Annotated in this window: 20 protein-coding genes; 9 read left to right on the top strand and 11 right to left on the bottom strand. The window is 63.5% G+C overall.

All coding sequences use genetic code 11. The features are described from left to right. Positions 1–478: 478 nt before the first annotated feature. On the bottom strand, positions 479–790 hold the full coding sequence (locus tag BV911_RS12420; RefSeq protein ID WP_086053940.1) for an ETC complex I subunit: 312 nt from the start codon (positions 788–790) through the stop codon (positions 479–481). 206 nt (positions 791–996) lie between these two features. Between BV911_RS12420 and uvrB the strand changes: the two genes are divergently transcribed. Both uvrB and BV911_RS12410 read left to right on the top strand, forming a co-directional pair. Then, positions 997–3,204 carry an excinuclease ABC subunit UvrB gene (gene uvrB / locus BV911_RS12415; RefSeq protein ID WP_086053939.1) on the top strand — a complete coding sequence of 736 codons (2,208 nt, stop codon included), beginning with the start codon at positions 997–999 and terminating at the stop codon, positions 3,202–3,204. 166 nt (positions 3,205–3,370) lie between these two features. Further along, on the top strand, positions 3,371–3,535 hold the full coding sequence (locus BV911_RS12410) for a PLDc N-terminal domain-containing protein (protein WP_086053938.1): 165 nt from the start codon (positions 3,371–3,373) through the stop codon (positions 3,533–3,535). Positions 3,536–3,645: 110 nt separating this feature from the next. Here BV911_RS12410 and BV911_RS12405 read toward each other — a convergent pair whose 3' ends face one another. After that, positions 3,646–4,614, bottom strand: a complete 969-nt coding sequence (locus BV911_RS12405) for a threonine/serine dehydratase (protein WP_086053937.1) — start codon at positions 4,612–4,614, stop codon at positions 3,646–3,648. After that, positions 4,611–6,155: a haloacid dehalogenase type II gene (locus tag BV911_RS20375; RefSeq protein ID WP_371588140.1), complete on the bottom strand. Its 1,545-nt coding sequence runs from the start codon at positions 6,153–6,155 to the stop codon at positions 4,611–4,613. The genes BV911_RS12405 and BV911_RS20375 overlap by 4 nt, the downstream gene beginning before the upstream one ends. Positions 6,156–6,636: 481 nt before the next feature. On the opposite strand from BV911_RS20375, the gene BV911_RS12395 reads away from it, so the two are divergent. After that, the gene (locus BV911_RS12395) at positions 6,637–7,572 is read left to right on the top strand and encodes a hypothetical protein (RefSeq protein WP_086053936.1); all 936 of its coding nucleotides are present in this window, start codon (positions 6,637–6,639) and stop codon (positions 7,570–7,572) included. 208 nt (positions 7,573–7,780) lie between these two features. On the opposite strand, the gene parE is transcribed toward BV911_RS12395, so the two are convergent. Further along, the gene (gene parE, locus BV911_RS12390; RefSeq protein ID WP_086053935.1) at positions 7,781–9,742 is read right to left on the bottom strand and encodes a DNA topoisomerase IV subunit B; all 1,962 of its coding nucleotides are present in this window, start codon (positions 9,740–9,742) and stop codon (positions 7,781–7,783) included. Between the two features lie 151 nt (positions 9,743–9,893). On the opposite strand from parE, the gene BV911_RS12385 reads away from it, so the two are divergent. Both BV911_RS12385 and BV911_RS12380 read left to right on the top strand, forming a co-directional pair. Further along, positions 9,894–10,640 (top strand): hypothetical protein, encoded by a 747-nt coding sequence (locus tag BV911_RS12385; RefSeq protein ID WP_086053934.1) that lies wholly within the window; start codon positions 9,894–9,896, stop codon positions 10,638–10,640. Positions 10,641–10,690: 50 nt separating this feature from the next. Continuing rightward, a complete protein-coding gene (locus BV911_RS12380) occupies positions 10,691–12,055 on the top strand; it encodes an MATE family efflux transporter (RefSeq protein ID WP_086053933.1) in 1,365 nt (454 codons plus the stop codon). Here BV911_RS12380 and BV911_RS12375 read toward each other — a convergent pair. The 6 genes from BV911_RS12375 to BV911_RS12350 all read right to left on the bottom strand — a co-directional run bounded on the left by BV911_RS12375 (position 12,052) and on the right by BV911_RS12350 (position 18,613). After that, positions 12,052–13,062, bottom strand: coding sequence for an ester cyclase (locus BV911_RS12375; RefSeq protein ID WP_086053932.1), 1,011 nt, complete (start codon positions 13,060–13,062; stop codon positions 12,052–12,054). The genes BV911_RS12380 and BV911_RS12375 overlap by 4 nt on opposite strands. Before the next feature lie 109 nt (positions 13,063–13,171). After that, on the bottom strand, positions 13,172–13,732 hold the full coding sequence (locus tag BV911_RS12370; protein WP_086053931.1) for a pyridoxamine 5'-phosphate oxidase family protein: 561 nt from the start codon (positions 13,730–13,732) through the stop codon (positions 13,172–13,174). After that, entirely contained in the window at positions 13,725–14,804 is a 1,080-nt protein-coding gene (locus BV911_RS12365; protein WP_086053930.1) for a lipocalin-like domain-containing protein, read from the bottom strand. The genes BV911_RS12370 and BV911_RS12365 overlap by 8 nt, the downstream gene beginning before the upstream one ends. Next, complete coding sequence (locus tag BV911_RS12360) at positions 14,794–17,202, bottom strand: ABC transporter permease (RefSeq protein ID WP_086053929.1); 2,409 nt, start codon at positions 17,200–17,202, stop codon at positions 14,794–14,796. Before BV911_RS12360 ends, BV911_RS12365 begins: the two co-directional genes overlap by 11 nt. Further along, positions 17,199–17,864 carry an ABC transporter ATP-binding protein gene (locus BV911_RS12355; RefSeq protein WP_086053928.1) on the bottom strand — a complete coding sequence of 222 codons (666 nt, stop codon included), beginning with the start codon at positions 17,862–17,864 and terminating at the stop codon, positions 17,199–17,201. Before BV911_RS12355 ends, BV911_RS12360 begins: the two co-directional genes overlap by 4 nt. Before the next feature lie 62 nt (positions 17,865–17,926). Further along, positions 17,927–18,613, bottom strand: a complete 687-nt coding sequence (locus BV911_RS12350) for an arylesterase (RefSeq protein ID WP_240512230.1) — start codon at positions 18,611–18,613, stop codon at positions 17,927–17,929. Between the two features lie 16 nt (positions 18,614–18,629). On the opposite strand from BV911_RS12350, the gene BV911_RS12345 reads away from it, so the two are divergent. From BV911_RS12345 to BV911_RS12330, 4 genes are all read left to right on the top strand, one after another. Then, positions 18,630–19,325 carry an ABC transporter ATP-binding protein gene (locus BV911_RS12345; RefSeq protein ID WP_086053927.1) on the top strand — a complete coding sequence of 232 codons (696 nt, stop codon included), beginning with the start codon at positions 18,630–18,632 and terminating at the stop codon, positions 19,323–19,325. Beyond that, positions 19,322–21,856, top strand: a complete 2,535-nt coding sequence (locus tag BV911_RS12340) for an ABC transporter permease (protein ID WP_086053926.1) — start codon at positions 19,322–19,324, stop codon at positions 21,854–21,856. The genes BV911_RS12345 and BV911_RS12340 overlap by 4 nt, the downstream gene beginning before the upstream one ends. A gap of 46 nt (positions 21,857–21,902) precedes the next feature. Then, a complete protein-coding gene (gene mnmH / locus BV911_RS12335; RefSeq protein WP_086053925.1) occupies positions 21,903–22,976 on the top strand; it encodes a tRNA 2-selenouridine(34) synthase MnmH in 1,074 nt (357 codons plus the stop codon). A 95-nt stretch (positions 22,977–23,071) separates the two neighbouring features. Beyond that, positions 23,072–23,509 carry a PACE efflux transporter gene (locus tag BV911_RS12330; protein ID WP_086053924.1) on the top strand — a complete coding sequence of 146 codons (438 nt, stop codon included), beginning with the start codon at positions 23,072–23,074 and terminating at the stop codon, positions 23,507–23,509. 6 nt (positions 23,510–23,515) lie between these two features. Here the strand turns inward: BV911_RS12330 and selD are convergent, their stop codons facing one another. Continuing rightward, entirely contained in the window at positions 23,516–25,711 is a 2,196-nt protein-coding gene (gene selD, locus BV911_RS12325) for a selenide, water dikinase SelD (protein ID WP_086053923.1), read from the bottom strand. Between the last annotated feature and the right edge of the window lie 46 nt (positions 25,712–25,757).

Below are 25,757 nucleotides of genomic sequence, written 5' to 3'. Positions count from 1 at the left end.
AAAGTTCCACAGAATACATCTCCCAGCCCTCAGCTTCCGCCTCGGGCATCAGAATGGCGGACTTTTAATCCGCGACGGTCAGGTAATCCGACCGTTTCTGTGGACCAGTTTGCCTCCGGGATTCACAGACCAGCGTTCCGGCTTTTGTGCGCGTGCAGTTGCGTAGAGACTGGCGCGGCTGGCAAGCGTTGCGCTGTCATGCCCGGAGTGGCGCGCGTTTGGCGTGACGAAGCGGATCGCGCTATCGGGGTTGTGGGGCAAGGAGACCAAGCCAGCGGCTAGCCACGCCCATCCATCGCTAGCAGTAAGACAGCGGGTGGACCTGCAGGGTTGCCGTACCTGAGAGTGTGGAACCAGCAAAAGTCTTTGTCCAGATGTAGCGGATGTGACCGTATAGCATGCTATATATAGGGAATTGGAGCGAGCGGCCGGATCTTATGCCCCATTTGGCCGCAACTTGATCCCGATTTACACAATCTCAATGCGTCCAAGCCCCGCGCCGCTTGGTGGCGAAGTTTTCGCCGTATCCGCCGGGGCGGATATTGGGTTGGCGCGTCTTTGGGTCGGAGATGACGACGTCGATCCCGTGTTCCTTTGCGTAACTCACGGCCGCTTTTTTGGTCGAGAAAGTCAGTCGGACCTGGCTTTGGGTGTCGGACGAACTGGTCCAGCCCATCAGAGGGTCTACATCCCGGGACGCGGCGGGGACAAATTCCAGCACCCAATCTCTCGTCTTGGCGGTGCCGGACTGCATGGCGGTCTTGCTGGGCTGATAGATGCGTGCGGGCATGTGTGTCTCCGGGTTCGGCTCGCTCTTTTATCGCTGTGACGCGCCGCTGCTGCAAGGGGCCAATCGGACGCATTTGCGCGGCCTTTCCGGGCTAGACCGCGTGCCTCCGGCCTTATGGGAACCTTATCCTGACAGGGAATGGCAGCAGGTAGGCTTGAACCGCGCCTGAAAAACGACACCTTAGGGACACCATTGAGGAAATACCCATGCCCTATGCCCAAACCGATTCGTCGGATGCGTCTGCCCCGTTGCCCATGCGGCCTCAAGTGGATGTCAGAACTCGCCTGAAGCTAGAAGGGGGCCGTCCCTTTGTGCTGAAGACCGAGTTCAGTCCCGCGGGCGACCAGCCCACGGCCATTGCTGAACTCAGTTCCGGGATCACTGCCGGCGACCGGGATCAGGTGCTTTTGGGGGCCACCGGCACCGGAAAGACGTTTACCATGGCGAAGGTGATCGAACAGACCCAGAGGCCAGCGATCATTCTGGCCCCAAACAAAACGCTAGCGGCGCAGCTTTATGGTGAGTTCAAGGGTTTCTTCCCCGATAACGCGGTGGAGTATTTCGTCAGCTATTACGACTATTACCAGCCCGAAGCCTATGTCGCCCGCTCGGATACCTTTATCGAGAAGGAATCCCAAATCAACGAACAGATCGACCGGATGCGCCACTCGGCCACCCGGGCGCTGCTAGAGCGGGACGATGTCATCATCGTGGCGTCTGTGTCCTGCATCTACGGGATCGGCTCGGTGGAAACCTATGGGGCGATGACGCAGGACCTGATTACCGGCAACAGTTACGATCAGCGCGCGGTCATGGCCGATCTGGTGTCGCAGCAGTACCGCCGCAACGATCATGCCTTTGCGCGGGGTTCGTTCCGGGTGCGGGGCGACGTACTAGAGGTCTTTCCGGCCCACCTTGAGGATCGCGCTTGGCGGTTTTCGTTCTTCGGCGAAGAACTGGAAGCGATTACCGAGTTTGATCCGCTGACCGGGGAAAAGACCGACACGTTCGATCGGATCCGAATTTATGCGAATTCGCATTATGTGACGCCAAAACCGACCATGAAACAGGCGGTGATTGGGATCCGAAAGGAATTGCGTCAACGGCTGGATCAATTGGTCGGCGAGGGCAAGCTGCTGGAAGCGCAGCGCCTAGAACAGCGCTGTACCTTCGATCTGGAGATGCTGGAAGCCACCGGCGTCTGCAACGGCATCGAGAATTACTCCCGCTATCTGACGGGACGTGACCCCGGCGAGCCGCCGCCGACATTGTTCGAATTCATTCCCGATAATGCGATTGTTTTTTGCGACGAAAGCCATGTCTCGGTGCCGCAGATCGGCGCGATGTACAAGGGCGACTATCGGCGCAAATTCACCTTGGCGGAGCACGGGTTCCGGTTGCCGTCTTGCATGGACAACCGGCCGTTGAAGTTCGAAGAGTGGGACGCGATGCGGCCGCAATCGATCTATGTTTCGGCGACGCCGTCCGCGTGGGAAATGAACCAAGCCGGTGGCGTCTTCGCGGAACAGGTCATTCGCCCCACCGGATTGATCGATCCGCAAATTGAGATCCGTCCTGTCACCATGCAGGTGGACGATCTGCTCGACGAAATTCGCAAAGTGGCACAGGAAGGTCGGCGGATTTTGGCGACAGTTCTGACGAAGCGCATGGCCGAAGACTTGACCGAATACCTGCATGAACAGGGCATTCGGGTGCGCTATATGCATTCGGATATCGACACGATTGAGCGGATTGAGATCCTGCGGGATCTGCGCCTTGGGGCGTTCGATGTGTTGATTGGTATCAACCTATTGCGCGAGGGTTTGGATATTCCTGAGTGCGGACTGGTGGCGATTTTGGATGCGGATAAGGAAGGCTTCCTGCGCTCAGAGACTTCACTGATCCAGACCATCGGTCGCGCCGCGCGGAATGCCGAGGGCCGGGTGATCATGTATGCGGACCGAGTGACCGGCTCGATGGAGCGCGCCATTGGCGAGACCACCCGCCGCCGAGACAAGCAGATCGCATACAATGTCGAGCATGGCATCACGCCCACCACGATCAAGAAAAACGTCGATGATATCCTGTCTGGTCTCTATAAAGGCGACGCGGACATGGCCCGGGTTACGGCCAAGATCGACAAGCCGATGCACGGAGCCAACCTAGAGGCGCATCTGAATGGCCTCCGCACTGACATGCGCAAGGCTGCGGAAAATCTTGAGTTTGAGGAAGCGGCGCGGTTGCGCGACGAAATCAAACGGTTGGAAACGGTTGATTTGATGGTGTCCAATGATCCGCTTGCCCGGCAATCTGCGGTCGAGGCTGCCGTAGAGGACGCCCAGAAAGCCGCTGGCCGCTCAACCGCCGGGCGCGGCGGGCAACGGGGCGGGGTGAAACGGCGGGGCAAACGCTGAAGCGCGCTGTGGGGTCTCCCCTCAAGTCACTCTGTGCGTAAGAACAGTCTGTGGTCTTGGCCGCCGTTGGTGGTGGCTGGTATGTGACTGATGCGACGCCTGCGATCCTTATGGAACCGGATCGGCCCGTCAGGCGTTGCTCTGCCAACGACAACGGAGAGACCTCATGGAATTTATTCTTGGACTGATCGTCCTCATCGCCGACATTTACGCAATCGCGAAAGTGATTAATTCGGGCGTGCCGACGCTGAATAAACTGCTTTGGATTCTGCTGATTTTGGTGCTGCCGGTACTTGGCTTTATCATTTGGTACTTCGCAGGGCCGAAGTAACCTTCGCGCGTTTCCGCCCCACATCCAACCTCAGAAGGCTGGATGTGGGGTGGCACCAATGTCTCCGGTGGGCTGGTGTGCATAGCCCGGATTATTTGCTTCTCGCGGCGTCAAAGTAGTGCAAGGGCACGTTGAAATATTCCTGCGTCGACATTGCCGCCTGAAGCCACTGCGATCACCGTGTCGCCTGCGATAGCTTCGGGCTGAAACAGCGCGGCGGCAAGGGCGACAGCGCCCCCCGGTTCCAGCACAATTTTCAAGTGGCGAAACGCCAATGCCATGGCGCGCAGGGCATCCTCATCGCTGACCGCAAGGCCGGGTCCAGCGAGGCGTTGAAGAATTGGGAAGGTCAGATTGCCCGGGCAGGGGGTGACGATGGCATCACAGATACTGGTGCCGCCGGGCGCATTTGTCACGATTTTCCCTGCGATTAGGGACCGCGCCGCATCGTCGAATCCTGCCGGTTCAACCGGACGGGCGCGAAGGCCAGGGGCCTTGTCCGCGAGGGCAGTGGCGATGCCCGCCGTCAACCCGCCACCGCCACAACAGACCAGAACATCCGCTTGAACCACCCCAAGCGCCCCGACCTGACGGGCGATTTCTAGACCGGTGGTGCCTTGTCCCGCGATGACCTGTGGGTCGTCAAAGGGGCGAATCAGGTGCAGACCGCGCTCGGCCGCCAGTCGGGCGCCGATGGCATCGCGATCTTCGGTTTGGCGGTCATAGTGCACCACTTCCGCCCCAAGTGCCTTGGTGTTTGCGATCTTCACCTCTGGCGCATCGTAGGGCATCAGGATTACCGCCGACAGACCTGCCTCGGCGGCGGCACGGGCGACGCCCTGCGCGTGATTACCCGACGAAAATGCCATAACGCCGTGCGCACCGCCCGCGGCCATCAGCGCGGTTACTGCCGATTTGCCGCCGCGATACTTGAACGATCCGGTATGTTGCAGGCACTCTGCCTTGACCAAAACCCGCCGTCCGGCAATGGCGTCCAGCGCCGGTGCGGACAGAATCGGGGTCACCCGGACAAAGCCGGAAATCCGGTCCGCAGCGGCAGCAATCAAGTCAGGTGTCATACAATCAACTCCAAGAACGCGGCGATCCCGCGACGGCTTTCAGGTTCGTCCAGAAAGGGCACGTGGCCGCGGTTGGCGACCTGTTCATAAATCATATCCGCGCGACGCTCGCGCATTTTGTCGACGGTCGTGTCCGTCAACAGGTTGGAATACTGACCATGCAACAGCGCCAGAGGCAGCCCGTTCATCGTGTCAAACGCAGGCCACATATCGTTGGCGACCTCGTCGCTGCTGGTTTGGGACTGCGCCAGCAGCGCGTCCCGTAGTTGCGGATCATAGCGCAGTTCTAGCCCGGCGTCTGTCTCGCGCCAGATGCGTTCGGCGTGCTGCCGCCAGCGGGCCCGCGATACATGGGGGAAGTCGGAGGCCGACCGGGCGACCAGTGCGTCGGTGCCGTATTCCAGCGTTGTCTCGGATGGGGTCAGGCCGAGATAGCCGAAGATGTCGACCAGGCCTTTGGGGTTCAACTCGGGGCCGATATCGACAAGGCAGACGCCCGACAGTCGGTCCTTGTGGCTGGTCGCCAGTGTCATTGCGATCAGCCCCCCCCGCGAGGTGCCTAAGATCGCGGCGCGGTCTATCCCCAGATGATCCAGCAATTCCAGTGCGTCTCGCCCTTCGCGTTCGAGGGTGTAGTGCAAATAGTCGGGGTCGAAATCCGAGGCCCCGCGCCCGCGATAATCCATTCGGATCACCCGGGCGCGGTCGCTGTAATCCCTTGCGATAAAATCAAAATCCGACATATTTCGCGTCAGGCCGCTGAGACACAACAGCACGGGACCGCCGCCTTCGTCGCGGTAGGCAAGGCGTAGCCCATCTGAGGTGGTGAAGGTCTTGGGCGGGGCGGCGCGGTGGCGGTCCTGCGCCAGCAGACCGGGCAGGGCACCGAGGTCGGATGCGGTGCGGTCGGGGGTGGCGGGCAGGCGGTCCATCGGGGCGCTGGCGCGGTTGACCCACAGGGTCTGAAAGCCGAACGCCCCTGCCGAGGCCACATCCCAGCCGTTGGCGGACACAAACAGCACCTGATCGGGACGCTGGCCTGTGGTTTGTTGGACCAGTTCATAGACTTTCGCGGCGGGCTTAAAGACCTCGGCCTTGTCAATTGATATAGCAAAATCAATATGTTCTTTGATATCAGCCGAAGAAATTGCCGCGTCCAGCATCGCTTGCGATCCGTTCGACAGGATCGCGGTGGTCAGGCCCGTGGCTTTGAGATCGGCCAGAAGCTGTGGAACCTCGGCAAAGGCGTCGAGATGCCAGTAAAGGTCGAGAAGATGAGCGCGTAATTCAGGGTCAGGCAGGCCGTGCGTCTCAAGCGCGACATCCAAGGCATCTTGGGTCACTTGCCAAAAATCACAATGATTACCCGTAATTGCCCGTAGCCAACTATAGGAGAGCTGTTTGGAACGCCACACATCAGAGACATCCTCCCAGACACCGGCAAGCTGCGGATAGGCTGGATTTTCAGCCGCCTTTCGCAGGGCGGCATGGTAGTCGAACAAAGTGCCATAGGCATCGAAAACGACGGCGGTGATGGTCATGGGGGCCCCTTTTGCGGCCAAGACTGACACGGCAGGCGGCGGTGGAAAAGGCCGAAATCGCCCGGTTTTCGGTGTCGGACATCTATCGGACTTTTGTCGGACTTTCGTCGGACCCTTGGCCTTACACTCGCAGGGGGGGCAGGGTTGGCCTGTTGACAGAACGCGGCCCCGCCGGGGCACTGATCGGATCAGGGGGAAGTGGATTGTGGCAGTGGCGTCCGGGGGGTGAAAACTGCGGGAGAGGCGGGGACGGATGTGGCCATCTGGGGTGGAACATTTCGCCTCAATACAGTACGCCGCGTGCCTACGTTATCTTGGGGCCGACTGGCGCGAAATTTTCTAAATTTGTGTGAGAGAACCAATTCGGAAATGTTACTTGCATGTCGGCATGCCAAAGACCGGCACGACGTCAATCCAGCGATCGTTGTCTGCGTCCAGATTGGCATTGAAAAATAACGGATTATTGTATCCCGGAGACTCTGTGGATCATACGATCCTTGTGGCCGAATTCCATCAAAGTGGGGTGCGCAGTTTTTATTTTAAAAATAAAGACATTCCGAAAGAAGAGGCAGAGCGCCGGTCGAAAGAATTTCTTTCAAAATTAGAGGAAGAGGTTCGCGGCTTCGATGGCGATATATTACTGTCGACAGAGTATTTCTTTGATTTGATGATTCCACAAATCAAGAAATTGGACGCATATTTTTCCAACATTGGATTTGAGCTGAATGTTGTGTACTACGTGCGGCACCCAATCGCCCTTTCCACAAGTGTGATCAATCAATCGGTCAAAATGGGGGCGCATTCACTTTCCAAACTGCTTGCGGATCCGATTTGGCCTAAAGTAACCAAATTACGTCCGTTTCTAAATGCTTTGGGAAAAGATCGAATTCTCGTGCGTCCTTTCGCGACCTCAAAATCTTTTGCGGCCGAATTCGATATCTTGACGGCAATCGGCTATTCAGGACCAATTGCGGACATCGAGCGTATCCGTGTGAATACGAGCTTATCTATGAAAGCTGTGTTCATGGCCGACCTGCACCGGAAAATATTAGGAGAGGCGGCTTATAACGTCGCGAACAGGCGTTATCTGACAAAAATTGGCGGCCCGAAATTTGTCCTGCCTCCAGAGACAATTGATTTGATCCGGCAGCAAGCAGTGCCAGAATTGCTTTGGCTGAAGGACGAGTTCGGCATTGATTTGGACGAGCCGGTTATAGATTCAGACCTCTCGCGGAGTACCGTTCCGGAGATGAAGAAGTTTTTGGACCGCGCGTTGCGTGACTTCATTGCTGGCATCGACACGGGCAAGAATAAGGCTGTTCCGCTTCCGGTGCTGCCCAAGCCACGATTCCCAGTCAAAGACTGGATTAAAAAATCAGTTTTGAAGCGGGGGAAGGTGTCTGGTCCACGGCCTTAGGTGGCGAAACAGGGCGGATGGGTCAGGGCTTGGCTGAAGAAAATGCGCTTGATGTCAGGCCTGTTTGATCACCTGCAACAGTGGCGTATGATGCCGTGGTTGCAGGCATAGGCGACCGCGTTGGCGCACATGGACGGGCTGCACGGGGTGATCCCTCTGACGTTGCCGCCAAGCCCAGCCTTAGGCAAGGCTGGGATGGCCGCGCCAGTTAAACATCCAACTCTTCGACGAAGCGGGCGTTTTCCTGAATATACTCGAACCGCTTTTCGGGCTTCTTGCCCATCAGGCGTTCGACCAGATCGCCGGTTTCGCCCGGCTCGTCCTCGTCGATATTGACCCGGATCAGCTTGCGCGTCAGCGGGTTCATGGTGGTGTCTTTCAAATCCTTGGCATCCATCTCGCCCAAGCCCTTGAAGCGTGAGACGTCGATCTTGCCGCGTCCGCCGACGCCTTTTTCCATCCACGCATCGCGCTCGGCCTCGTCGAGGCAATAGACCCGGTGCGCCCCTTGGGTCAGGCGGTAGAGCGGCGGGCAGGCGAGGTAGAGGTGGCCAGCATCGATCAGTGGCCGCATCTGGCTGAAGAAAAAGGTCATCAACAGGGCGGCGATATGGGCGCCGTCCACATCGGCGTCGGTCATGATGATGACCTTGTCATAGCGCAGGTCTTCGACGTTGAACCGGCTGCCCATGCCGACCCCAAGGGCTTGGCACAGGTCGTTGATTTCTTGGTTCGCGCCCATCTTGGACGAGGCCGCCCCCAGCACGTTCAGGATCTTGCCGCGCAGAGGCAGCAGGGCCTGGGTCTTGCGGTCACGGGCCATCTTGGCGGAGCCACCGGCGCTGTCGCCTTCGACGAGGAAAATTTCGGTGCCGTCGCGGGCCGATTGCGAACAGTCGACCAATTTTCCGGGGAGGCGCAGCTTCTTGGTGGCGGTCTTGCGGGCGGTTTCCTTTTCCTGACGGCGGCGCAGGCGTTCTTCGGCGCGCAGGATCAGGAAATCGAGGATCGCCCCGGCGGATTTGGTGTCGGCGGCCAGCCAGTTGTCAAAGTGATCGCGCACCGCGCCTTCGACCAGACGGGCGGCGTCGGTTGTGGCCAGCCGGTCCTTGGTCTGGCCGACGAATTCAGGGTCGCGGATGAAGCAAGAGACCAGCGCGCAGCCCCCGGTTAGCAGGTCCTCGCGCGAGATGTCCTTGGCCTTGCGGTTGTTGACCAACTCGCCATAGGCGCGGATGCCCTTGAGGATAGCGGCCCAGAACCCGGCTTCGTGGGTGCCGCCTTCGGGGGTCGGCACGGTGTTACAGTAAGATTGGATGAAGCCGTCGCGCGACGGGGTCCAGTTGATCGCCCATTCCACCTGACCGGGCAGTTTGAAGCGTTCTTCGAAGCTGACTTTACCCGCGAACGGGCGGTCGGCATAAGTGGCTGCGCCGTCAAGTGTTTCGCGCAAGTAGTCGGATAGGCCGCCGGGGAAGTGGAAGGTGGCCTCGAGCGGGGTTTCGCCATCGTCGATGGCCGATTTCCAGCGGATTTCGACGCCCGAGAATAGGTAGGCTTTCGAGCGCACCATTTTCAGCAATCGTGCCGGCTTTAACCTTAACTTACCGAAGATCTCGGCATCTGGGTGGAAGGTGACCGAGGTGCCGCGTCTGTTGGGGGCCGCACCGGCCTCGGTCACCGGCCCTTGGGGGATGCCGCGGGAAAATTCTTGGACGTAAAGCTGGCGATTGCGGGCAACCTCGACCCGGACGTGATCGGACAGCGCATTGACCACCGAGATGCCGACGCCGTGCAGGCCGCCGGAGGTCTGATAGGCTTTGCCCGAGAATTTGCCGCCCGCGTGCAGGGTGCACAAAATCACCTCAAGCGCGGATTTGCCCGGAAATTTCGGGTGCGGGTCCACCGGAATGCCGCGGCCATTGTCGCGCACCGTGCAGCTGCCGTCCGCCAGCAGTTCAACCTCAATGCGCGAGGCGTGCCCGGCGACCGCTTCGTCCATGGAGTTGTCAAGAACCTCGGCCACCAGATGGTGCAGCGCCCGTTCATCGGTACCGCCAATATACATGCCGGGACGTTTGCGCACCGGCTCCAGCCCCTCGAGAACCTCGATGGAGGAGGCGTCATAGTCAGAGGCCGCAGGTGCGGAGGACAGGAGATCATCGGCCATTGTGCTGCTCGTTCTTTTTTGGGGTGGCGTCCATGGATGCTCAGTCTAGGGCAAAACCACCGCCCGGCACAATCCGCAGCGGTGCGGCAGTTGCATTGGCGGGTGGGCCATGGTTTGTTTTCGTCAAAGAAAAAACCAATGAGGCAGAGCCATGAAGCAGACCATGACCGCATATGCGGTGACCGCTTTGGTCGTGCTAGCAAGCGGCAGCGCGGCGCATGCGGCAGATGGGGATGTGGCGCTGGCCTATTCCAACAGTGATCCGGTGGGCGGGGCCAACAGCGATTATCTGCGGCTGACGGCGGGTCTGACGTGGGGGGTGGGCGATGGCAAAGTCCGCGGCGCACTGGAATTGGGTGTGCTGCCTGATGATCTGAGCGGGCCGTTTCCGGCCTCAAGCGGCGGGCAGCTGCAATTCGCGCGCTCGGTCGGGACCAACCGGTTCGGCATCGGGGCGCGAATCCGCGATGCCAAGGATCTGAGCACCAGCAGCGAGTTGGCCTATACCGCCGAGCATTTCGGGCAATCCTTGACGTGGCGCGGAATGGGCGGGTTGCAATATCTCAGCCACACGGACCCGGTTCCGGGGCGCAGCCAAAGCTCGCTCTTTGCGCAGGGCGAGGTCGATTACTATGTCACCGACAACTGGAGCGTGAACGCCGGATTGATGGCCGATACGGACGGTCAGGTCTGGGGCGTGGGCACGGAGTACCGGCCGCAAGGCTGGAGCTCGAGCCTGTTTTTGGAATACGGCAGCGCCATCAATGATTATCGCGGCGACAGCGGCTTCAGTGCGGTGAGCGGCGGCATCCGCTATATCCCCGGCAAAGACACGCTGCGCCAGTTCCGCCGCAGCAATATCGCGCGGATGATGGCCCGGTATGTCGAGGTGCAATAAGCCCGCGTCTTGATGCTTGAGCCGCGCCTGCCAAGCGATTAAGGGCAAGCATGGTTCAGACAAAATCCCTTTGGTCGCATATGGCGGCGATTCTGACGCTGGGGCTGCCGTTGATCGGCAGTCAGCTGGCGCAATTTCTGATCACGCTCACCGATACGGTGATGATCGGCTGGTATGGCGTGCCTGAACTGGCGGCGCTGGTGGTGGCGACGTCGATCCTGTTCACGATGATTCTGCTGGGGTCGGGTTTTGCCTTTGCGGTCATGCCGCTGGTTGCGGCGGCGGCGGCAGTGGGCGATGTGGTGCAAATTCGCCGGGTGACGCGGATGGGGCTGTGGGCGTCCATGGGCTTTGCCGCCCTCGTGGTGCCGGTGCTGATCATGTGGCGGTCGCTGTTTGCGGCGCTGGGCCAGCCCGATCAGGTCGCCATTCTGGCCGGAGATTACATCCGGGTCGCGGCATGGGGCTTGCCCGCAGCGCTGATCTTTATGGTGTTGCGCAGCTATCTTGCGGCGCTGGAGCAGACCCGGGTGGTGATGGTCGTGACCTTGGCCAGCGCGGTTCTGAACGCGGGGCTGAATTATGTGCTGATTTTCGGTCGGCTGGGCCTGCCCGAACTGGGGGTGCAGGGCGCGGCGGTGGCGACAGTGGGCACCAATCTGATGGGTGCGGCCACCTTGGGTGCCTACGCCGCGTGGAAACACCCGGATCACGCGATCTTCGTGCGGCTGTGGCGGCCCGACTGGGTCGGGCTGGGGCGGGTGTTCCGTTTGGGCTGGCCGATTGGGTTGACCCTGCTGGCCGAGGTCGGGATGTTCTCGGCCTCGGCGGTGATGGTGGGCTGGGTCGGTGTGGTGCCGTTGGCGGCGCATGGGATCGTGCTGCAACTGGCCACGGCGACGTTCATGGTGCATCTGGGCCTGTCGCAGGCCGCAACAATCCGGGCCGCATCGGCGTATGGCCGGTCTGATGGCGCGTTGTTGCGCCGGGACGGGACTGCGGGGCTGATCTTGTCCTTGTTGGTCAGTTTCGTGACTGTGGTGGTGTTTCTGCTGGTGCCTGAGCCATTGATTTTGGTGTTTCTGGACGCGTCTGATCCATTGAAGGATCAGATCTTGGCGACCGGGGTGACGTTGATGGTGCTGGCGGCGCTGTTCCAGTTGTCGGACGGCGCTCAGGTCATGGTGCTGGCGCTGCTGCGCGGGGTGCAGGACACCCGGGTGCCGATGATCTTCGCTGCGGTCAGTTACTGGGGGGTCGGGGTGCCGGTGGCCTATGTGCTGGGCTTTGTGCTTGAGATGGGTGCCGCCGGGGTCTGGCTGGGGTTGCTGGCCGGTCTGGTGATGGCGGCGGCGCTGATGCTGCACCGGTTCTGGCTGCGGATTTTGCCGTCGGTCGAGGTCGGGCGGGGCTAGACCGCGCCGGTGGCCAAAAGGATCTGTTTCCAGATGGCGGCGACGTCTAGGAGGGTCCAGTCGCGGCGCAGCCCGTGCGGCCCGAACTCGGCATGGGTCATGCCCATCACATAGACATAGGCACCGGTGGGCGGACCGAACGCCCCGAAGCCGTCATGCTTGCCATAAAGCGACCAGCGCAGGGCGGCGCGGGGGGCGGCGCCGGCGTCTTTCAGGCCCATGCAGTGATCGATGCGGAAGCTGGCCGAGGGAAAGGCGCTGCGCAGCCCCATCCAGAAGCGTTCCGCAGCCAGATGGCCGATCTCATCGGTGCCGCCGGGATAGGCCAGCGCACAGGCGCGGTCGTAGTGATGGGCGATGGCCGAGAATTCACCGGTCATGATGCGTTTGACGAGGTCTGACAGGTGGTCGCCGGTTGGGCTGTCGTCGCCGCGCCCCCCATAGGCGCCGTCGGGATCGGTGTCGGGGGTCAGGGGTGGTGCGCAGCTTTCAAGGCCGCTGTCTTGGCTGAGGCTTTGCCGGACTGCGGATTTGGGGTCTTGCCCCAGCGCGCGGTGAATGGCGGCGGTGTCGCGGATCAACCAGCCTTCTCGGACCCGGTCACCGGTGCACCAGACATCCAGCATCATTCGGGCGCGCAGCCGGGTGCCGCTGGCCGGGCCGAACAGACCGTCGCCACTGTGCCCCGCCAGTGCCGTCAGCCGGTTCGCGCATAAAAAGCCCGGCTCTCCGTCGCCTTGGCGGGCGGTGGTATCGCACCAGATCGTGTCTTCGCACAGCGCTTGCAGGTCCGGGCAGGCGGCGCGTTCGGCCAACAGGGCGGCAAGCACCGCCCCCGCCCCATGCAGCACCTGATCCGGGGTCCGCAGGATCACGTCCGGGGCCAGCAGGTTGTCCAGACCGGCAATGTTTCTGTCCTCCCACAGCCGGTTGGACAAGGCGCGGGCAAAGGCGGGCACATCGGTCCGGCAAGGCGGCGTGAAGTCGGGCGAAATCAGGCGGGTCATGCGGGTCTCCGGTCAGGGGCACCTGACCAGCGCTAGCGCGTCTTGGTTAACGCAAGATTGAACCGGACGGGGATCCATCCGCCAAGGGGCGCATCTTGCCTGCCGCGGGTTAGGGGGCGATCCACTGGCCGATCCAATCATCGCTGCGCCGGAACATGGCCCGCCGGTGGGTGGTGCGGCCCAGATGCAGAGCGTCGATCCGGGTGATGGTGCAGGTCATAACCGCAAAACGGCTGCGATCAGGCAAGGTTGCCAGATCGACCGGAGCGGTCAGATCCGCGCCGGGGGGCGGCAGGATGCCATAAACCCGGCGGGCCGGTTCGGGAACGCGCTGCCAGTCCGCGTCCACCACCTGTCCGGTGTCGATGCCAACTTCGACCTTCAGGCGCACTTGCAGGCGCAGATCAGGGTCCCAAAACAGCAGCGATGCCCGGGGATCCGCCCGCAATTCACTGACTTTGGCGGATAGGGTGTCGGTATGCACCGTTAGGCTGCCGTTGCCGCGATCCGCGCCGCGCAGGACCACCATGCGCGCCTCGGCGCCGCCGGTCTGTCCGGCGGTTGCAAGGGCCAAAAACCGCGCCGCCGGGTGGCGTCCGGCAGCACCGTCGCACAGGCAGGTCCAGAACCTGTCCTGCAATTGTCCGAGCTCGGCCCACCAGTCAGTCATAGCCGGTCATCTCAAGATAGCCGCGCCCGACCGCGCCGCCGCTGGCGGCATCAGTGACCTGCACCGGACCTTCCCAATAGGCCGGGGTCGTGTCCATCCAAGCCTGCGGGTTGAGGGCGGTGACGATCACGTCGATCTGCCGATGGGGCACGGTGATCCGCCATGTGGTGGGAAGGGTTGCGGTTGCAATTGAGGTGGTCTCCTGCGCGGTTAGGGTGATCTCGCCATCATTCAGATAGTGCGCGGTGCCATCTTGGCCAATCCAAGTGCCGGGGTTGAAATCTGCGCCATCGGTGTCGCGCAGGCGGTACACCATCAGCTTGTCGCCGCTGTCCAGATGTAATGAAAACCAGTCCCAGCCGGTCTGGGACGGCGCGAGGGGTTGCGACGACCATTCCCGGTCCAGCCACGCCTGCCCGGTGACCGCCACCGGACCGGAGGGCAAATCCAGATGACCGCTGACTTGGTAGCCGGGTTGCGCGTAGTAATAGCTGGCCTGACCGCGCGGCGATTTCACCGAATAGCCGCCATCGCCGTGGCGAATGAGCGGTCCGTCGGCATCCAGTTGCAGGTCATAGGCAAAATCGGGTCCACGCGCGGTCAGGTCGAGGGCGCTGAGGCCGTCTTGGCCCGGTCCGGCGCGTCCGGTCATTGCCCAGTCGTTAATGAACGCCGCAAAGGGCGTCGCGGTGACGCCGGCCTGCCCGATGCCGCCCCGGGCATAGCTTTGTCCGACCAGATGGCGCTGGGCGCTGGTCACCGCAGCATGCGCAAACCAGATTTGCGGCGAGTCCCAGCCGGCGGTCTCGCCGGGATGCAGGGCCGAGCGGAACAGGGTCCACTGAACGCCGTAATCGCGCCCGGCCGTGTCGCTGAGATTGGCGGTGACATACCACCATTCAATGCGAAACGCCGGATGGGGGCCGTGATCGCGGGGAAAACTGAAACTTGGGTTCGGCTGGGGCAGGGCAAAGCCCTCGGCATCGCTGGCCAGACCGGCAAAGCCCTGTGCAAGACCAAGGCTTGGTTGCAGGGCGATGAGCCCGGCGCAGAGAAGGGATCTAACGCTCACTGGCAAATACCTTTAGCAGATCGGCGGCAGGGCGGGTGGCAAGGCGGCGCGCGGGCCATGCGGCTGCGGCCAGCGCCGCCAGCACGGCGATGCCGCCCAATAGCGCCCAATCGCCGGGAAACAGCACCATCGGCAGGCGCCAGCCGAACGCCGCGACATTGACCCGGGCCAGCAATATCCACGCCAAGGCCAGCCCCACCGGCAGCGCCAGAATGGCGGTGAACAGGGCAAGGACACCTGCACGCAACAGTTCAAGCTGCCCCAGACGTGCCCGGGTCATCCCCAGCGCCCAGAGCGGCGCAATCTGCGGCAAGCGCAAGCTGGCGAGGGTGAGCAAGCTGGTCAGGATCGCGACGCCAGCGACCCCCAAGGTCAGAACATTCAGTGCGGCAGTGACGGTGAAGGTCTGTTCAAAAACCCGCAGCGACGCAGCCTTGATGCTGGCCTGATCGATGATCTGATCCGGGCGCAACCCGAACCGGCCCTCCAGATCAAGGCGCAAGGCGGGCAGGTCCTCGGGGTCCATGTGCAGGCCGTAGCGTTGGACCGCGCGGTCGGGGAACAGCGCGGCAAAGGTGGCTGCGCCGACGATCGCCTGCGGGCGCGGATTGCCGTAATCGGAATAGATGGCTAGGATCGGCAGCGCGGTGCCGTCGAGGGTCACGGGATCGCCCGGAGCAAGACCGCTGCGATAGGCCAGTTGTTCGTTGATCAGCGCGCCGCGGCCCTCAGCCAGCCCCTCCCACACCCCGGCGGCGGGGCTGAGCAACGGCCAGTGATCGCGATAGCTGTGATCGTCGGACAAAAGTTGCACCTCGCCGGGGTGGCCATTCAGCCGGGCCTCGGTGGTGATGCGGGGCAGGATGGCGGTGGCGGTCTGGCGGAGGGCCGGCAACACTGCCTGCGCCGTTTCGGGCGATCCTGCGTCGATATAAACGTCCGCGACAAGGCGTTGGTCCAGCCACCCGGTGAAGGTGGTGCGAAAACTGCCGACCATGGTTGAGACACCGATATTGGCCGCCAGCGCCAGCAGCAGCGCCATCAGGGCCAGCGACAGGCCGGGGAGTTGCTGTTGGCTGTCGGCCCAGAACCACTGGGCGACGGGGCCGCGGGCCAGCCGGGTTCCCAGCGCCAATAGCCCCGCCAGAAGCGGTGGCAGGGCGAGGGCCGCGCCCAGCATCATCGCCGCAAGGCTGGCGAAGGCGCTGCCAAGGTGCGGCGGGGCGGCGGTTTGGGTCAGCAAGCCTGCCGCCAGCAACAGCAGCCCCGCCAACCCACCCTGCCAGCCCAGCCCCTTGGTCGAGGCGCGGCGCCATGCCCGCGGCGCGGCGCTGGCCAGAATGGGCAGGCGGTGCAGACGCCACAGGGCCTGACCGCCCGCCACCACCGTACCCAATAGCGACATGAGCAGCCCGGCGGCGATCCACCCGGGCCGCAGCCCAAGGCTATCGCGGGCCGGTGCGCCGTAGAGACCGCGCAGGGTGGCGGCCACGTCCGGCAGCAGGGCTGCGGCGATGCCATAGCCCATTGCGACGCCCAGCAGCCCGGCCATCAGCGCCACGGCCAGCAGTTCCAGCGCCAGAAGGCCGGTGAGGGCGCGGGCTGACAGGCCCAAAGCCCGCAGCGTTCGATACATCGGCCGGCGCTGTTCGAACGCCAAGCCGATGGCGCTGTGGACGATGAACAGGCCCACCGCGAAGGCCAGCGCGGCGAAGGCGGTCAGGTTCAGGTGAAAACTGTCGGTCAGCCCGGCAAGGTCGGAGCCGGGGGCGGGATCGGCCCGGATCAGGGCCGGGGCGATTTGGTCGAGGGGGGGCAGGTCGGTGGCTTGCGCGGGGGCAAGGACCAGACGGGTCAGGTGATCGGGTCGCCCCAGCAGGCGGGCCACAAGGGCAATATCGCCGATCAGATGATCCGGTGGCAGATCGTCTGATACGACGATCTCGGGCTGGACCGCGCCGTTCAGTTGGGCGGCGGTGTCGGGCGCGGCATAAAGTTGACCGGGCGGGCCAATGAACGGGGCAATGCCACCGGATCCTAGCGGCGCAGTTTGGGGCAACACCGGCCCGGACAGCGGATCGAGGCCCAGCAGGGTCACGGTGCGTCCGGCCAGCCGGGTGGTACCTTCCAGCACCGGGGCAACCTGCCACCCGGCTCGGCGCAGGCGCACATAGGTCGCCACCGGAATCGTGCCGCCATCTCGGGCGATTAGCGTTGTCTGGGCGTCTTGTGTCAGCACGGCGGTGGCGCGGGCATAGCTGGCGCGGGCCTCGGCGTTGATCGCCTGTACGCCGGTCCATAGCGCCGTTGCCAGCGCCAGCCCCAGCACCAGCGTCAGGGCCTGACCGGGGTGACGCCGCCAATGGGACCACAGCGCGTGGGCGGCGGCGCGTTTCATGCCAGCCGCCCATGGCTGAGATGGGTGCGGCGCCCCAGCCGTGCGGCGAGGCGGCTGGAATGGGTGACCATCAACAGCCCCGCGCCACTGTCGATCACCAGCTCCAGCATCAGATCGATGACCCGGTCGGCGGTGGCTTCGTCCAGATTGCCGGTCGGCTCATCCGCCAAGACCAGCGCGGGCCGCGCGGCCAAAGCTCGCCCGATGGCGACGCGCTGCTGCTGGCCACCGGACAACTGTTCGGGATAGAGCGACAGATGCCCGTCAAGGCCCAGCCGCTGGGCCACGATCGCGGTCCAGCCTTGGTCAAAGCGGCCCGCAAGCCGGGCCTGAAACGCCAGATTTGCCGCGACATCCAAAGAGGGGATCAAATTGAACTGCTGAAAGATCAAGCCAATCTGGCGACGGCGCATCTGGGCAAGGCGTCGGTCGGGCCAACCAGCGATGTCGGCCCCTTCGATTCGGATCTGGCCGCTATCGGGGCGGTCCAAGCCCGCAATCAGGGTCATCAACGTGCTTTTGCCGCTGCCGCTTTCACCGGTCAGGGCCAACGTCTCGCCAGCATCTAGCGTCAGCGAGACGCCGGACAGAACATGCCGAGCCGCATCCGTACCCGGTGCTGCCGGATAAGTCTTGGTCAGAGATTGAACCTGTAGCAGCATCGATGTGCCCTCCGTGCCCCCCGTCACCTAGGGCGCGGAAAGGGGCGGGACAGGGGGCGTGGTCAGTCTTGCGCCAGTTCAATCAGCTTCGCAACCTCAGGGCCGATCTGGTCAACGATCAGGGTCACACCATCGGGATTGGGGTGAATGCCATCGGCCTGAAAATAGCGCTGACGGATCGCGGCCGTGCCGCCGGGCTGTGCCTGAAGCGCCGCGAAGAAATCTGGCACCAGAAGGGTGCCGTATTTGGCCGCCAACTCGGGATAGATCGCATCGAAGTCGGATTTAAACGTCGCGCCGTAATTTCCGGCGGCGGGCAGGCCAATCAGCAGAACCGGCAGGTTGCGGGTCTGAACCTCGGATAGGATCGCATCCAGATTGGCGCGGCTGGTGGCCGGATCAAGCCCGCGCAGCATGTCATTGCCCCCCAAGAACACAATCATGGCATCGACATCAGGGGTCAGGGTCCAGCCCAGACGAGACAGGCCACCCGCCGTGGTGTCCCCCGACACTCCGGCATTCAGAATTATGGCCTCTGCACCATGATCTTGCAGCCATTGGTCCATTTTCGGGACGAATCCGTCGCCTTCGGGCAGGCCGTAGCCTTGGGTCAGGCTGTCGCCAAGCGCAGCGATGGTAACCGGTTCGGCCCAGACCGCAGCGCCGCTTGAAAGGACGGCGACCAAGGCAACTGCCGACAGGCGCTTGCGATGGGCGGCTGTCGCGCCATATGCAAGGGGATGCCGCAACCGCAGGAGCGCACTTATGGCCGACCCGATCCTATCCCTCACCGATGTGCGTCTGACGCTTGACGGCAATGCCGGGCCGGTGGACATCCTGCACGGGATCACGGTGGCGGTAAGTGCTGGTGAAACGCTGGGGCTGGTGGGGCCATCCGGGTCCGGCAAATCGTCTCTCCTGATGCTCATGGGCGGCTTGGACCGCGCCACGGGGGGGCAAGTCACGGCGCTGGGCCGCGATTTAGGGGCGCTGGATGAAGACCAGCTTGCGGTGTTCCGCAGGGATCATATGGGGGTTGTCTTTCAATCCTTCCACCTGATCCCGACCATGACCGCGCTGGAAAATGTCGCAACCCCGTTAGAATTGGCCGGACATAAGGACGCGTTCGACCGTGCCGCCGAAGAACTGGCGGCGGTCGGACTGGCCAGTCGGGCGGACCATTACCCCTCGCAGATGTCCGGGGGCGAGCAGCAGCGCGTGGCGTTGGCCCGGGCGGCGGCACCGCGCCCGGCGATCCTGTTGGCCGATGAGCCGACGGGCAATCTGGACGGGGCCAATGGGCAGGCGATCATGGATCTGCTGTTTGGATTGCGGGACCGACATGGCGCGACGCTGGTGCTTGTCACTCATGCGCCGGAACTGGCGGCGCGCTGTGACCGGGTGCTGCATCTGGCGGATGGCCGGGTGATCGATGACGCATCGGCGAGGGCGGCAGAATGACGCTGCGCGTTGCGGCGCGGATCGCCCGGCGTGAATTGCGTGGTGGCTTGGCGGGCTTTCGGATTTTCCTGTTGTGCCTGACCCTTGGGGTGACGGCGATTGCCGCGGTCGGCATGGTCCGTGCTGCGATTGAGGCAGGCTTGACGGATCAAGGCGCGGTCATTCTGGGCGGCGATGCCGAGATGGAATTCACCTATCGCCGGGCCGACGCGACAGAGCGGGCATGGATGGCCGATACGGCGACGGGCCTGTCGGAGGTGATTGATTTTCGGTCCATGGCCGTGGTCGGCGCGGGCACCGCAGCCGATCGCGGGCTGACGCAGGTCAAGGCGGTGGACGCTGCGTATCCGTTGGTGGGCGCGGTGGTCCTGGACCCGGTCATGCCGTTGGCGACGGCTTTGGATGGGTCCGGCGATCTGCCGGGGGCCGTGATGCAGCGCGGACTGATCGACCGGTTGGGCTTGGCGGTCGGTGACACCTTTCAACTGGGGGTGCAGACCTTCCGCCTGACGGCGGTGCTGGTCACCGAACCGGATGCGTCATCGGCTGGGTTTGGCTTGGGACCGCGCACCATTGTGCGGGCCAGTGATCTGGATGGATCAGGCTTGTTAAGCGAGGGCACGCTGTTTGACGCGAAATACCGCCTGAGCCTGCCCGAAGGCACCGATCTTGCCGCGCTGGAAGTCGTGGCCGAGACCCGGTTCCGCGATGCCGGAATGCGCTGGCGTGACAGCCGCAACGGCGCGCCGGGGGTGCAGCGCTTTGTCGAACGCATCGGCGCGTTTCTGGTGTTGGTCGGGCTGGCGGGGCTGGCCGTGGGCGGGGTCGGGATCTCGGCCTCGGTGCGGGCCTATCTGGCGGGCAAAACCGGGGTCATTGCGGTGCTGAAAACCTTGGGCGCTGACCGCGCCACGATTTTTGCCACCTATCTCATTCAGGTGGGGGTGCTGACAGTGGTCGGAGTGACCGCTGGGGTGGTTCTGGGCGCGGCACTGCCGCTGGCGCTGGCACCGCTTATTCAGGCGCAGTTGCCGGTGCCGGTTGCCTTTGGCGTCTTTCCCGCTCCGTTGCTGGAGGCGGCGTTGTACGGGACATTGACGGCGCTGATTTTCGTGCTGTGGCCGCTGGCCCAGACCGAGCGGGTCCGCCCCGCCGCGTTGTTCCGGGGGACGGGGCCGGGGGATGGCGGCTGGCCGCGATTGCCCTATCTGGCGGTGATTGCCGGACTGTTGCTGTTGCTGGTCGGGGCCGCGGCGCTGTTCTCGGGGGTGCCGGGGCTGGCGTTGTGGACGGCGGGCGGAATTGCCGGGGCGCTGGCCGTGCTGGCACTGGCGGCGCGGGGGTTGCGTTGGATGGCCCGGCGCTTGTCGCGCAGCCCGGTCTTGCGCGGGCGACCCGCCTTGCGCTTGGCCCTTGCGGCCGTTGGCGGGCCGGACGAAGCGGCGGTGTCCGTGGTGCTGTCGCTTGGGCTGGGGCTGACGGTGCTGGCGGCGGTTGGCCAGATCGACACCAACCTGCGCTCGGCCATTCAGGGCGAATTGCCCGCGGTGGCGCCGTCGTATTTCTTTGTCGACATTCAGCCCGACCAGATCGACGGCTTCCGCGACCGGCTGGACGGTGATGCGGGCGTCAGCCGCACCGATACGGCGGCGATGCTGCGCGGCGTTATTACCAAGATCAATGGGCGTCCGGCGCGTGAGGTTGCGGGCGATCACTGGGTGGTGCGCGGCGACCGGGGGCTGACCTATTCGGCAACACCGCCGCCGCGCACCATCGTGACGCAAGGCGCTTGGTGGCCGGAAGATTACACTGGCCCACCCCAGATGAGCTTTGCCGAAGAAGAGGCGCTGGAAATTGGTCTCAAACTGGGTGACCGGGTGACGGTCAACGTGCTGGGGCGCGAGATCGAGGCCGAGGTGACCAGCTTTCGGGTGGTGGATTTCTCGACCGCTGGGATTGGCTTCGTGATGACGATGAACCCGGCTGCGCTGGCCGGGGCGCCGCATACCTATATCTCGACGGTCTATGCCGATGAGGCGACGGAGGCCGCCGTGTTGCGCGATCTGGCGACGGCCTATCCCAACATCACCGCCATCCGGGTCCGGGATGCCATCGACAATGTCGCGGGCGTGCTGGCCGGGATCGCGGCGGCGACGTCCTATGGGGCGGCGGCGACGCTGCTCACCGGCTTCGTGGTGTTGATCGGTGCGGCGGCTGCGGGCGAGCGGGGCCGGATCTATGAAGCGGCCATCCTGAAGACGCTTGGGGCCACGCGTGGACGCATCTTGGGCAGTTTCGCGCTGCGGTCCGCCTTGCTTGGCGGCGCGGCTGGGCTGGTGGCGCTGGCCGCTGGGGCGGCTGCGGGATGGGGGGTGATGACTTATGTGATGGACGCGCCCTTCGCGCTGGCATGGGGGTCGGCACTGACGATCATTCTGGGCGGGGTTCTGGCGACGCTGATCTCAGGATTGGCCTTTGCATGGCGTCCGCTTGCGGTGCGTCCGGCCCGCATTTTGCGCAATCAGGATTAACGGGCCGGTCCCTTTCCCCGGCGCTAAGGGCAGTGTATCGACGGGCATGACTTTTCACCTGACCAACCTGTCCGATCTGGACGCCGCCGGGTTCGATGACCTCATCGATGCCCGCTCGCCCGATGAATTTGCCGAAGACCGGGTGCCGGGGGCGATCAGCCTGCCGGTTCTCGACAATGACGAACGCGCCCGGGTTGGCACCATGTATGTGCAACAAAGCCGTTTCGGGGCCCGCAAGATGGGGGCCGCGCTGGTGCTGCGGAATGTGGCCCACCATGTGGATACAGCATTGGCGGATCGGGATGGGGCTTGGCGGCCCTTGGTCTATTGCTGGCGCGGCGGGCAACGCTCGGGCACCTTTGGCTGGCTGTTGCGTGAGATCGGTTGGCGGGCCGAGATCCTTAATGGCGGCTATCGGACCTATCGTCGGTTGGTGGTTGAGGCGCTGTATGACCGGCCTTTGGCGCATCGGCTGGTGGTGCTGGAAGGCATGACCTGTACCGGCAAGACCGCGTTGCTGCACCGTCTGGCCGAGCGCGGCGCGCAGGTGCTGGATCTGGAAGGGCTGGCCCGGCATCGCGGCTCGGTCTTTGGCGGGCAGGCGGATCCGCAACCCAGCCAGAAATGGTTTGAAAGCACGATCGCGCGCACCTTGTCGCGGTTTGATCCGGCGCGTCCGGTTCTGGTCGAGGCCGAAAGCAGCAAGGTCGGCAATCTGCTGGTGCCGCCGCAAATCTGGCGCGGCATGATCATCGCGCCTCGGGTACAGATCGAGGTGCCGTTGGCGGCGCGTGCGGCGTTCTTCCCGCATGCTTATGCCGATCTTGTCGCAGATCCAGCGGGATTCAGCGCCTTGATCGGCAAGTTGAAGCCGTTGCACGGCGCGGCGCGTATCGCCGAATGGCAAGGGCTGGTGGCCGAGGGCGCGTTTCAGCAGGTGGCTGCGGCGTTGATGCTGCACCATTACGATCCGCGCTATGGTAAATCCGCAGACCGGCACAGCGATGCCGTCGTCGCCGGTGTGCATTTGGACGATCTCAGCCCCGACGCTGTGACCGCAGCCCTGCCGGAACTGGAAGCGGCGATTGAACTGGCAGACAACGGCGCTGTTGCCTCTTGAAACTGGCGGCAGAGGCCGTACTTAAGGCGTGCGAGGACGACCTCCCCCACTTGGGTTTTTGATTGGGACGACCCAATATCAATGAAGAGGTCGTCATGCGCACGTCCAAAGATCGTTTGCGTCACGCAATATCGTTTGAAATTTTCGGGTTGGCCCTGATTACCCCGCTGGGCGCGTGGGCGTTCGGCACCCCGATGGGCCATATTGGCATCGTCGCACTGGTGGGGGCCACCATCGCGACGGTGTGGAACTATGTCTACAACCTTGTCTTTGATAAGGCGATGATGCGCAGCTTCGGGCATACCCGCAAGACGCTGTGGTTGCGCCTTGGCCATGCTGTTCTGTTTGAGATTGGCATTCTGGTCAGCTTGCTACCGTTTATTGCGTGGTACATGGGGATCTCGGTAATGCAGGCCCTGTGGATGGATATCGGCTTTGCCGGCTTCTATCTGGTCTACGCGCTGGTGTTTAATTGGGTGTACGATGTGGTGTTCCCGGTTCCGGGCCCGCGGGTATTGGCCGGGGCCGACTGATCCCGCTTAGGCCCCCGCGCGTCGGTGCAGGCAGGCCGGTCCCGGTTCGACGTCCCCGATGTGGTGCGACGGCAGGCCCTGCGCCTCCAGTTCGGCCAACAACCGGCACATCTGATCCTTGGGAACCGCGGCCAGCAGACCGCCACAAGTCTGCGGGTCGAACAGCAGATCGGTTTGTGGGCTGTCGTCAAAGCCAAACATCCGCGGCAAGACGTGATCCCGGTTCGACGGAAACAGCGACGAGCGTAGTCCGGCGGCGGCGAGGTCTGCGGCCCCGTCGTAAAGTGGCAAGGCGGCAGGATTAAGGGTCATGGCGGTGCCTGAAGCGTCCGCCATGCCCAGCACGTGACCCGCCAGACCGAAGCCGGTGATGTCGGTCATCGCATGGGCAACCGGGGCCAGAATGGCGGCGGCCGGGCCTTGGCTTTTGGTCATCGCCCTATAAAGTGCTGCCATCCATCGGCCTTCGGCCCGGCCCTGCATCTCGGCGGCCAGCAAGACGCCGCTGCCGATGGGCCGGGTCAGGATCAGGGCGTCGCCGGGGCGCGCTCCGGCAAGGGTCAAGGGGCGGTCGGGCACAAGGCCGGTGACGGTGAAGCCAATGGTCAGTTCGGCGCCCAAGGTGGTGTGCCCGCCGACAATGTCGGCACCGGCGGCGCGGAATACGTCGGCGGCGGCGCGGGTGATCTCGTGCAAGGTTCGGGCTTGCAGCGCGGCAGACAGCGGCGGCAGGATCAAGGATGACAGCGCGCATTGCGGTGTCGCGCCCATGGCCCAGACATCGCCCAAAGCATGATGCGCGGCGATTTGGGCCATCAACCACGGGTCGTCCGTGACGGCGCGCAAGTGATCAGTGGTCAGCACTTGGCGCTGCCCGCCGATGTCCAGAACCGCAGCGTCATCGCCCGGTGCGGATAAGATGTCGGTCCTGATCGTCGGCGGCAGCAAGTCAATTGCGCTGTGCAGCGTGCCCGCGCCGACTTTTGAACCGCACCCCCCGCATAACGGTTTGCCGCCAGCCAGTTCATCGTGAACCCCGGCGGCGACGAGGTCGGGCAACGGCGGCGCGGGCATCGCCGGGGCCTGCCGGAATTGATCCATGAAGCGGCGATCAATGCGGTCCTTCAGCCGCCACAGCCACGGGGCCGCAAGGGTCACCGGGCCTTTCTCGACAAGGGCGGCCCGCTCGCCAAGCGAAATCAGCTTGAGGTAATCCCGCTGCGGCCAATAGGACCGGCGCGCGCCTTCGGTCAGATCAGCACGCAGGTTGTGGTCCAGAATTGGGGCTTCGCGCACCGCAAAAACTCCGGCTTTGGGGCGCGGCGCATGGGTCAGATGGGCGCAATCGCCAACCGCATAAATCGCCGGGTCGCCGGTGCTACACAGATCGGCGCCCACGTCGACGAACCCGTCGGTCAGCGGCAGGCCCGTGCTGGCCAGCCAATTATGTGGGCGGGTGCCAGCCGTGCCGGTGCAAAAGTCGAAGCTGAGGCTCTGGCCATCTGCCAGATGGATTTCGTTGGCGGATATATGGGTGATCTGGCGCTGTTCCAGAAGGGTGATGCCCTGTTGGTCCAGCGCCGTGCGCAGCCGGGCTTGGGCCGGGGGACGCAGGGCTGCGAGTGCGGTGTGCGCCTCAATCAGCGTGACCTTTGGCTGCCTCCCGCCGATCTGCCGCAGGCGGTGCGCCATGGCCATGGCCAGTTCAACCCCGGCGACCCCTGCGCCAATCACTACGACTGCGCCGTCCGCCTGACCGCCGGTTTCGGTAAACGCCCGCCACCGGGCGGCGAAGGGCCCCAATGGCTTGGCCGGAACGGCGTGGTCGGCAAAGCCCGGCAGGTCCGGCATGGCCGAGGTGATGCCGATATCGATGGAGGCCACATCATAGGCCACCGGGGCACGCCCGGCCAACAGCACCTTGCGGGCGGCCCGGTCAAGGCCAGTGGCAGCGTCAAGGATCAGGCGCGCTCCGGCCATCCGGGCCAGACGCACCAGATCGATCTCTAGGTCCTGACGGGAATAATGTCCGGCCACATGGCCGGGCAGCATGCCGGAATAGGCGGCAGCAGGCTGCGGATCGATCAGGGTCAGGCGTGTCCCGGGCAGGGGCCGCATCGCCCACCGCTTCAGCACCAAAGCATGGGTATGACCGCCGCCAACAAGCACCAGATCGCGGGTCAGAGGCAAAGGCATGTGCATGGTCAGGATCCTCGGGTGCGGGGTGAGGCCGGGATGAGGGCCGTGG

The organism is Pseudoruegeria sp. SK021 (assembly GCF_002119405.1).
Classification (GTDB): domain Bacteria; phylum Pseudomonadota; class Alphaproteobacteria; order Rhodobacterales; family Rhodobacteraceae; genus Meridianimarinicoccus.
The sequence above is the reverse complement of the archived record's forward strand: the minus strand, read 5'-3'. Positions and strand labels throughout refer to the sequence as shown.

What these genes read in the sequence shown, in the direction of transcription:
- BV911_RS12420 (WP_086053940.1), bottom strand. Translation starts at nt 790, where the DNA reads ATGCCCGCACGCATCTATCAGCCCAGCAAGACCGCCATGCAGTCCGGC.
- BV911_RS20375 (WP_371588140.1), bottom strand. Translation starts at nt 6,155, where the DNA reads ATGACCATCACCGCCGTCGTTTTCGATGCCTATGGCACTTTGTTCGAC.
- BV911_RS12380 (WP_086053933.1), top strand. Translation starts at nt 10,691, where the DNA reads ATGGTTCAGACAAAATCCCTTTGGTCGCATATGGCGGCGATTCTGACG.
- uvrB (WP_086053939.1), top strand. Translation starts at nt 997, where the DNA reads ATGCCCTATGCCCAAACCGATTCGTCGGATGCGTCTGCCCCGTTGCCC.
- BV911_RS12370 (WP_086053931.1), bottom strand. Translation starts at nt 13,732, where the DNA reads ATGACTGACTGGTGGGCCGAGCTCGGACAATTGCAGGACAGGTTCTGG.
- BV911_RS12340 (WP_086053926.1), top strand. Translation starts at nt 19,322, where the DNA reads ATGACGCTGCGCGTTGCGGCGCGGATCGCCCGGCGTGAATTGCGTGGT.
- mnmH (WP_086053925.1), top strand. Translation starts at nt 21,903, where the DNA reads ATGACTTTTCACCTGACCAACCTGTCCGATCTGGACGCCGCCGGGTTC.
- BV911_RS12360 (WP_086053929.1), bottom strand. Translation starts at nt 17,202, where the DNA reads ATGAAACGCGCCGCCGCCCACGCGCTGTGGTCCCATTGGCGGCGTCAC.
- BV911_RS12385 (WP_086053934.1), top strand. Translation starts at nt 9,894, where the DNA reads ATGAAGCAGACCATGACCGCATATGCGGTGACCGCTTTGGTCGTGCTA.
- BV911_RS12410 (WP_086053938.1), top strand. Translation starts at nt 3,371, where the DNA reads ATGGAATTTATTCTTGGACTGATCGTCCTCATCGCCGACATTTACGCA.
- BV911_RS12330 (WP_086053924.1), top strand. Translation starts at nt 23,072, where the DNA reads ATGCGCACGTCCAAAGATCGTTTGCGTCACGCAATATCGTTTGAAATT.
- BV911_RS12405 (WP_086053937.1), bottom strand. Translation starts at nt 4,614, where the DNA reads ATGACACCTGACTTGATTGCTGCCGCTGCGGACCGGATTTCCGGCTTT.
- BV911_RS12345 (WP_086053927.1), top strand. Translation starts at nt 18,630, where the DNA reads ATGGCCGACCCGATCCTATCCCTCACCGATGTGCGTCTGACGCTTGAC.
- BV911_RS12355 (WP_086053928.1), bottom strand. Translation starts at nt 17,864, where the DNA reads ATGCTGCTACAGGTTCAATCTCTGACCAAGACTTATCCGGCAGCACCG.
- parE (WP_086053935.1), bottom strand. Translation starts at nt 9,742, where the DNA reads ATGGCCGATGATCTCCTGTCCTCCGCACCTGCGGCCTCTGACTATGAC.
- BV911_RS12375 (WP_086053932.1), bottom strand. Translation starts at nt 13,062, where the DNA reads ATGACCCGCCTGATTTCGCCCGACTTCACGCCGCCTTGCCGGACCGAT.
- selD (WP_086053923.1), bottom strand. Translation starts at nt 25,711, where the DNA reads ATGCACATGCCTTTGCCTCTGACCCGCGATCTGGTGCTTGTTGGCGGC.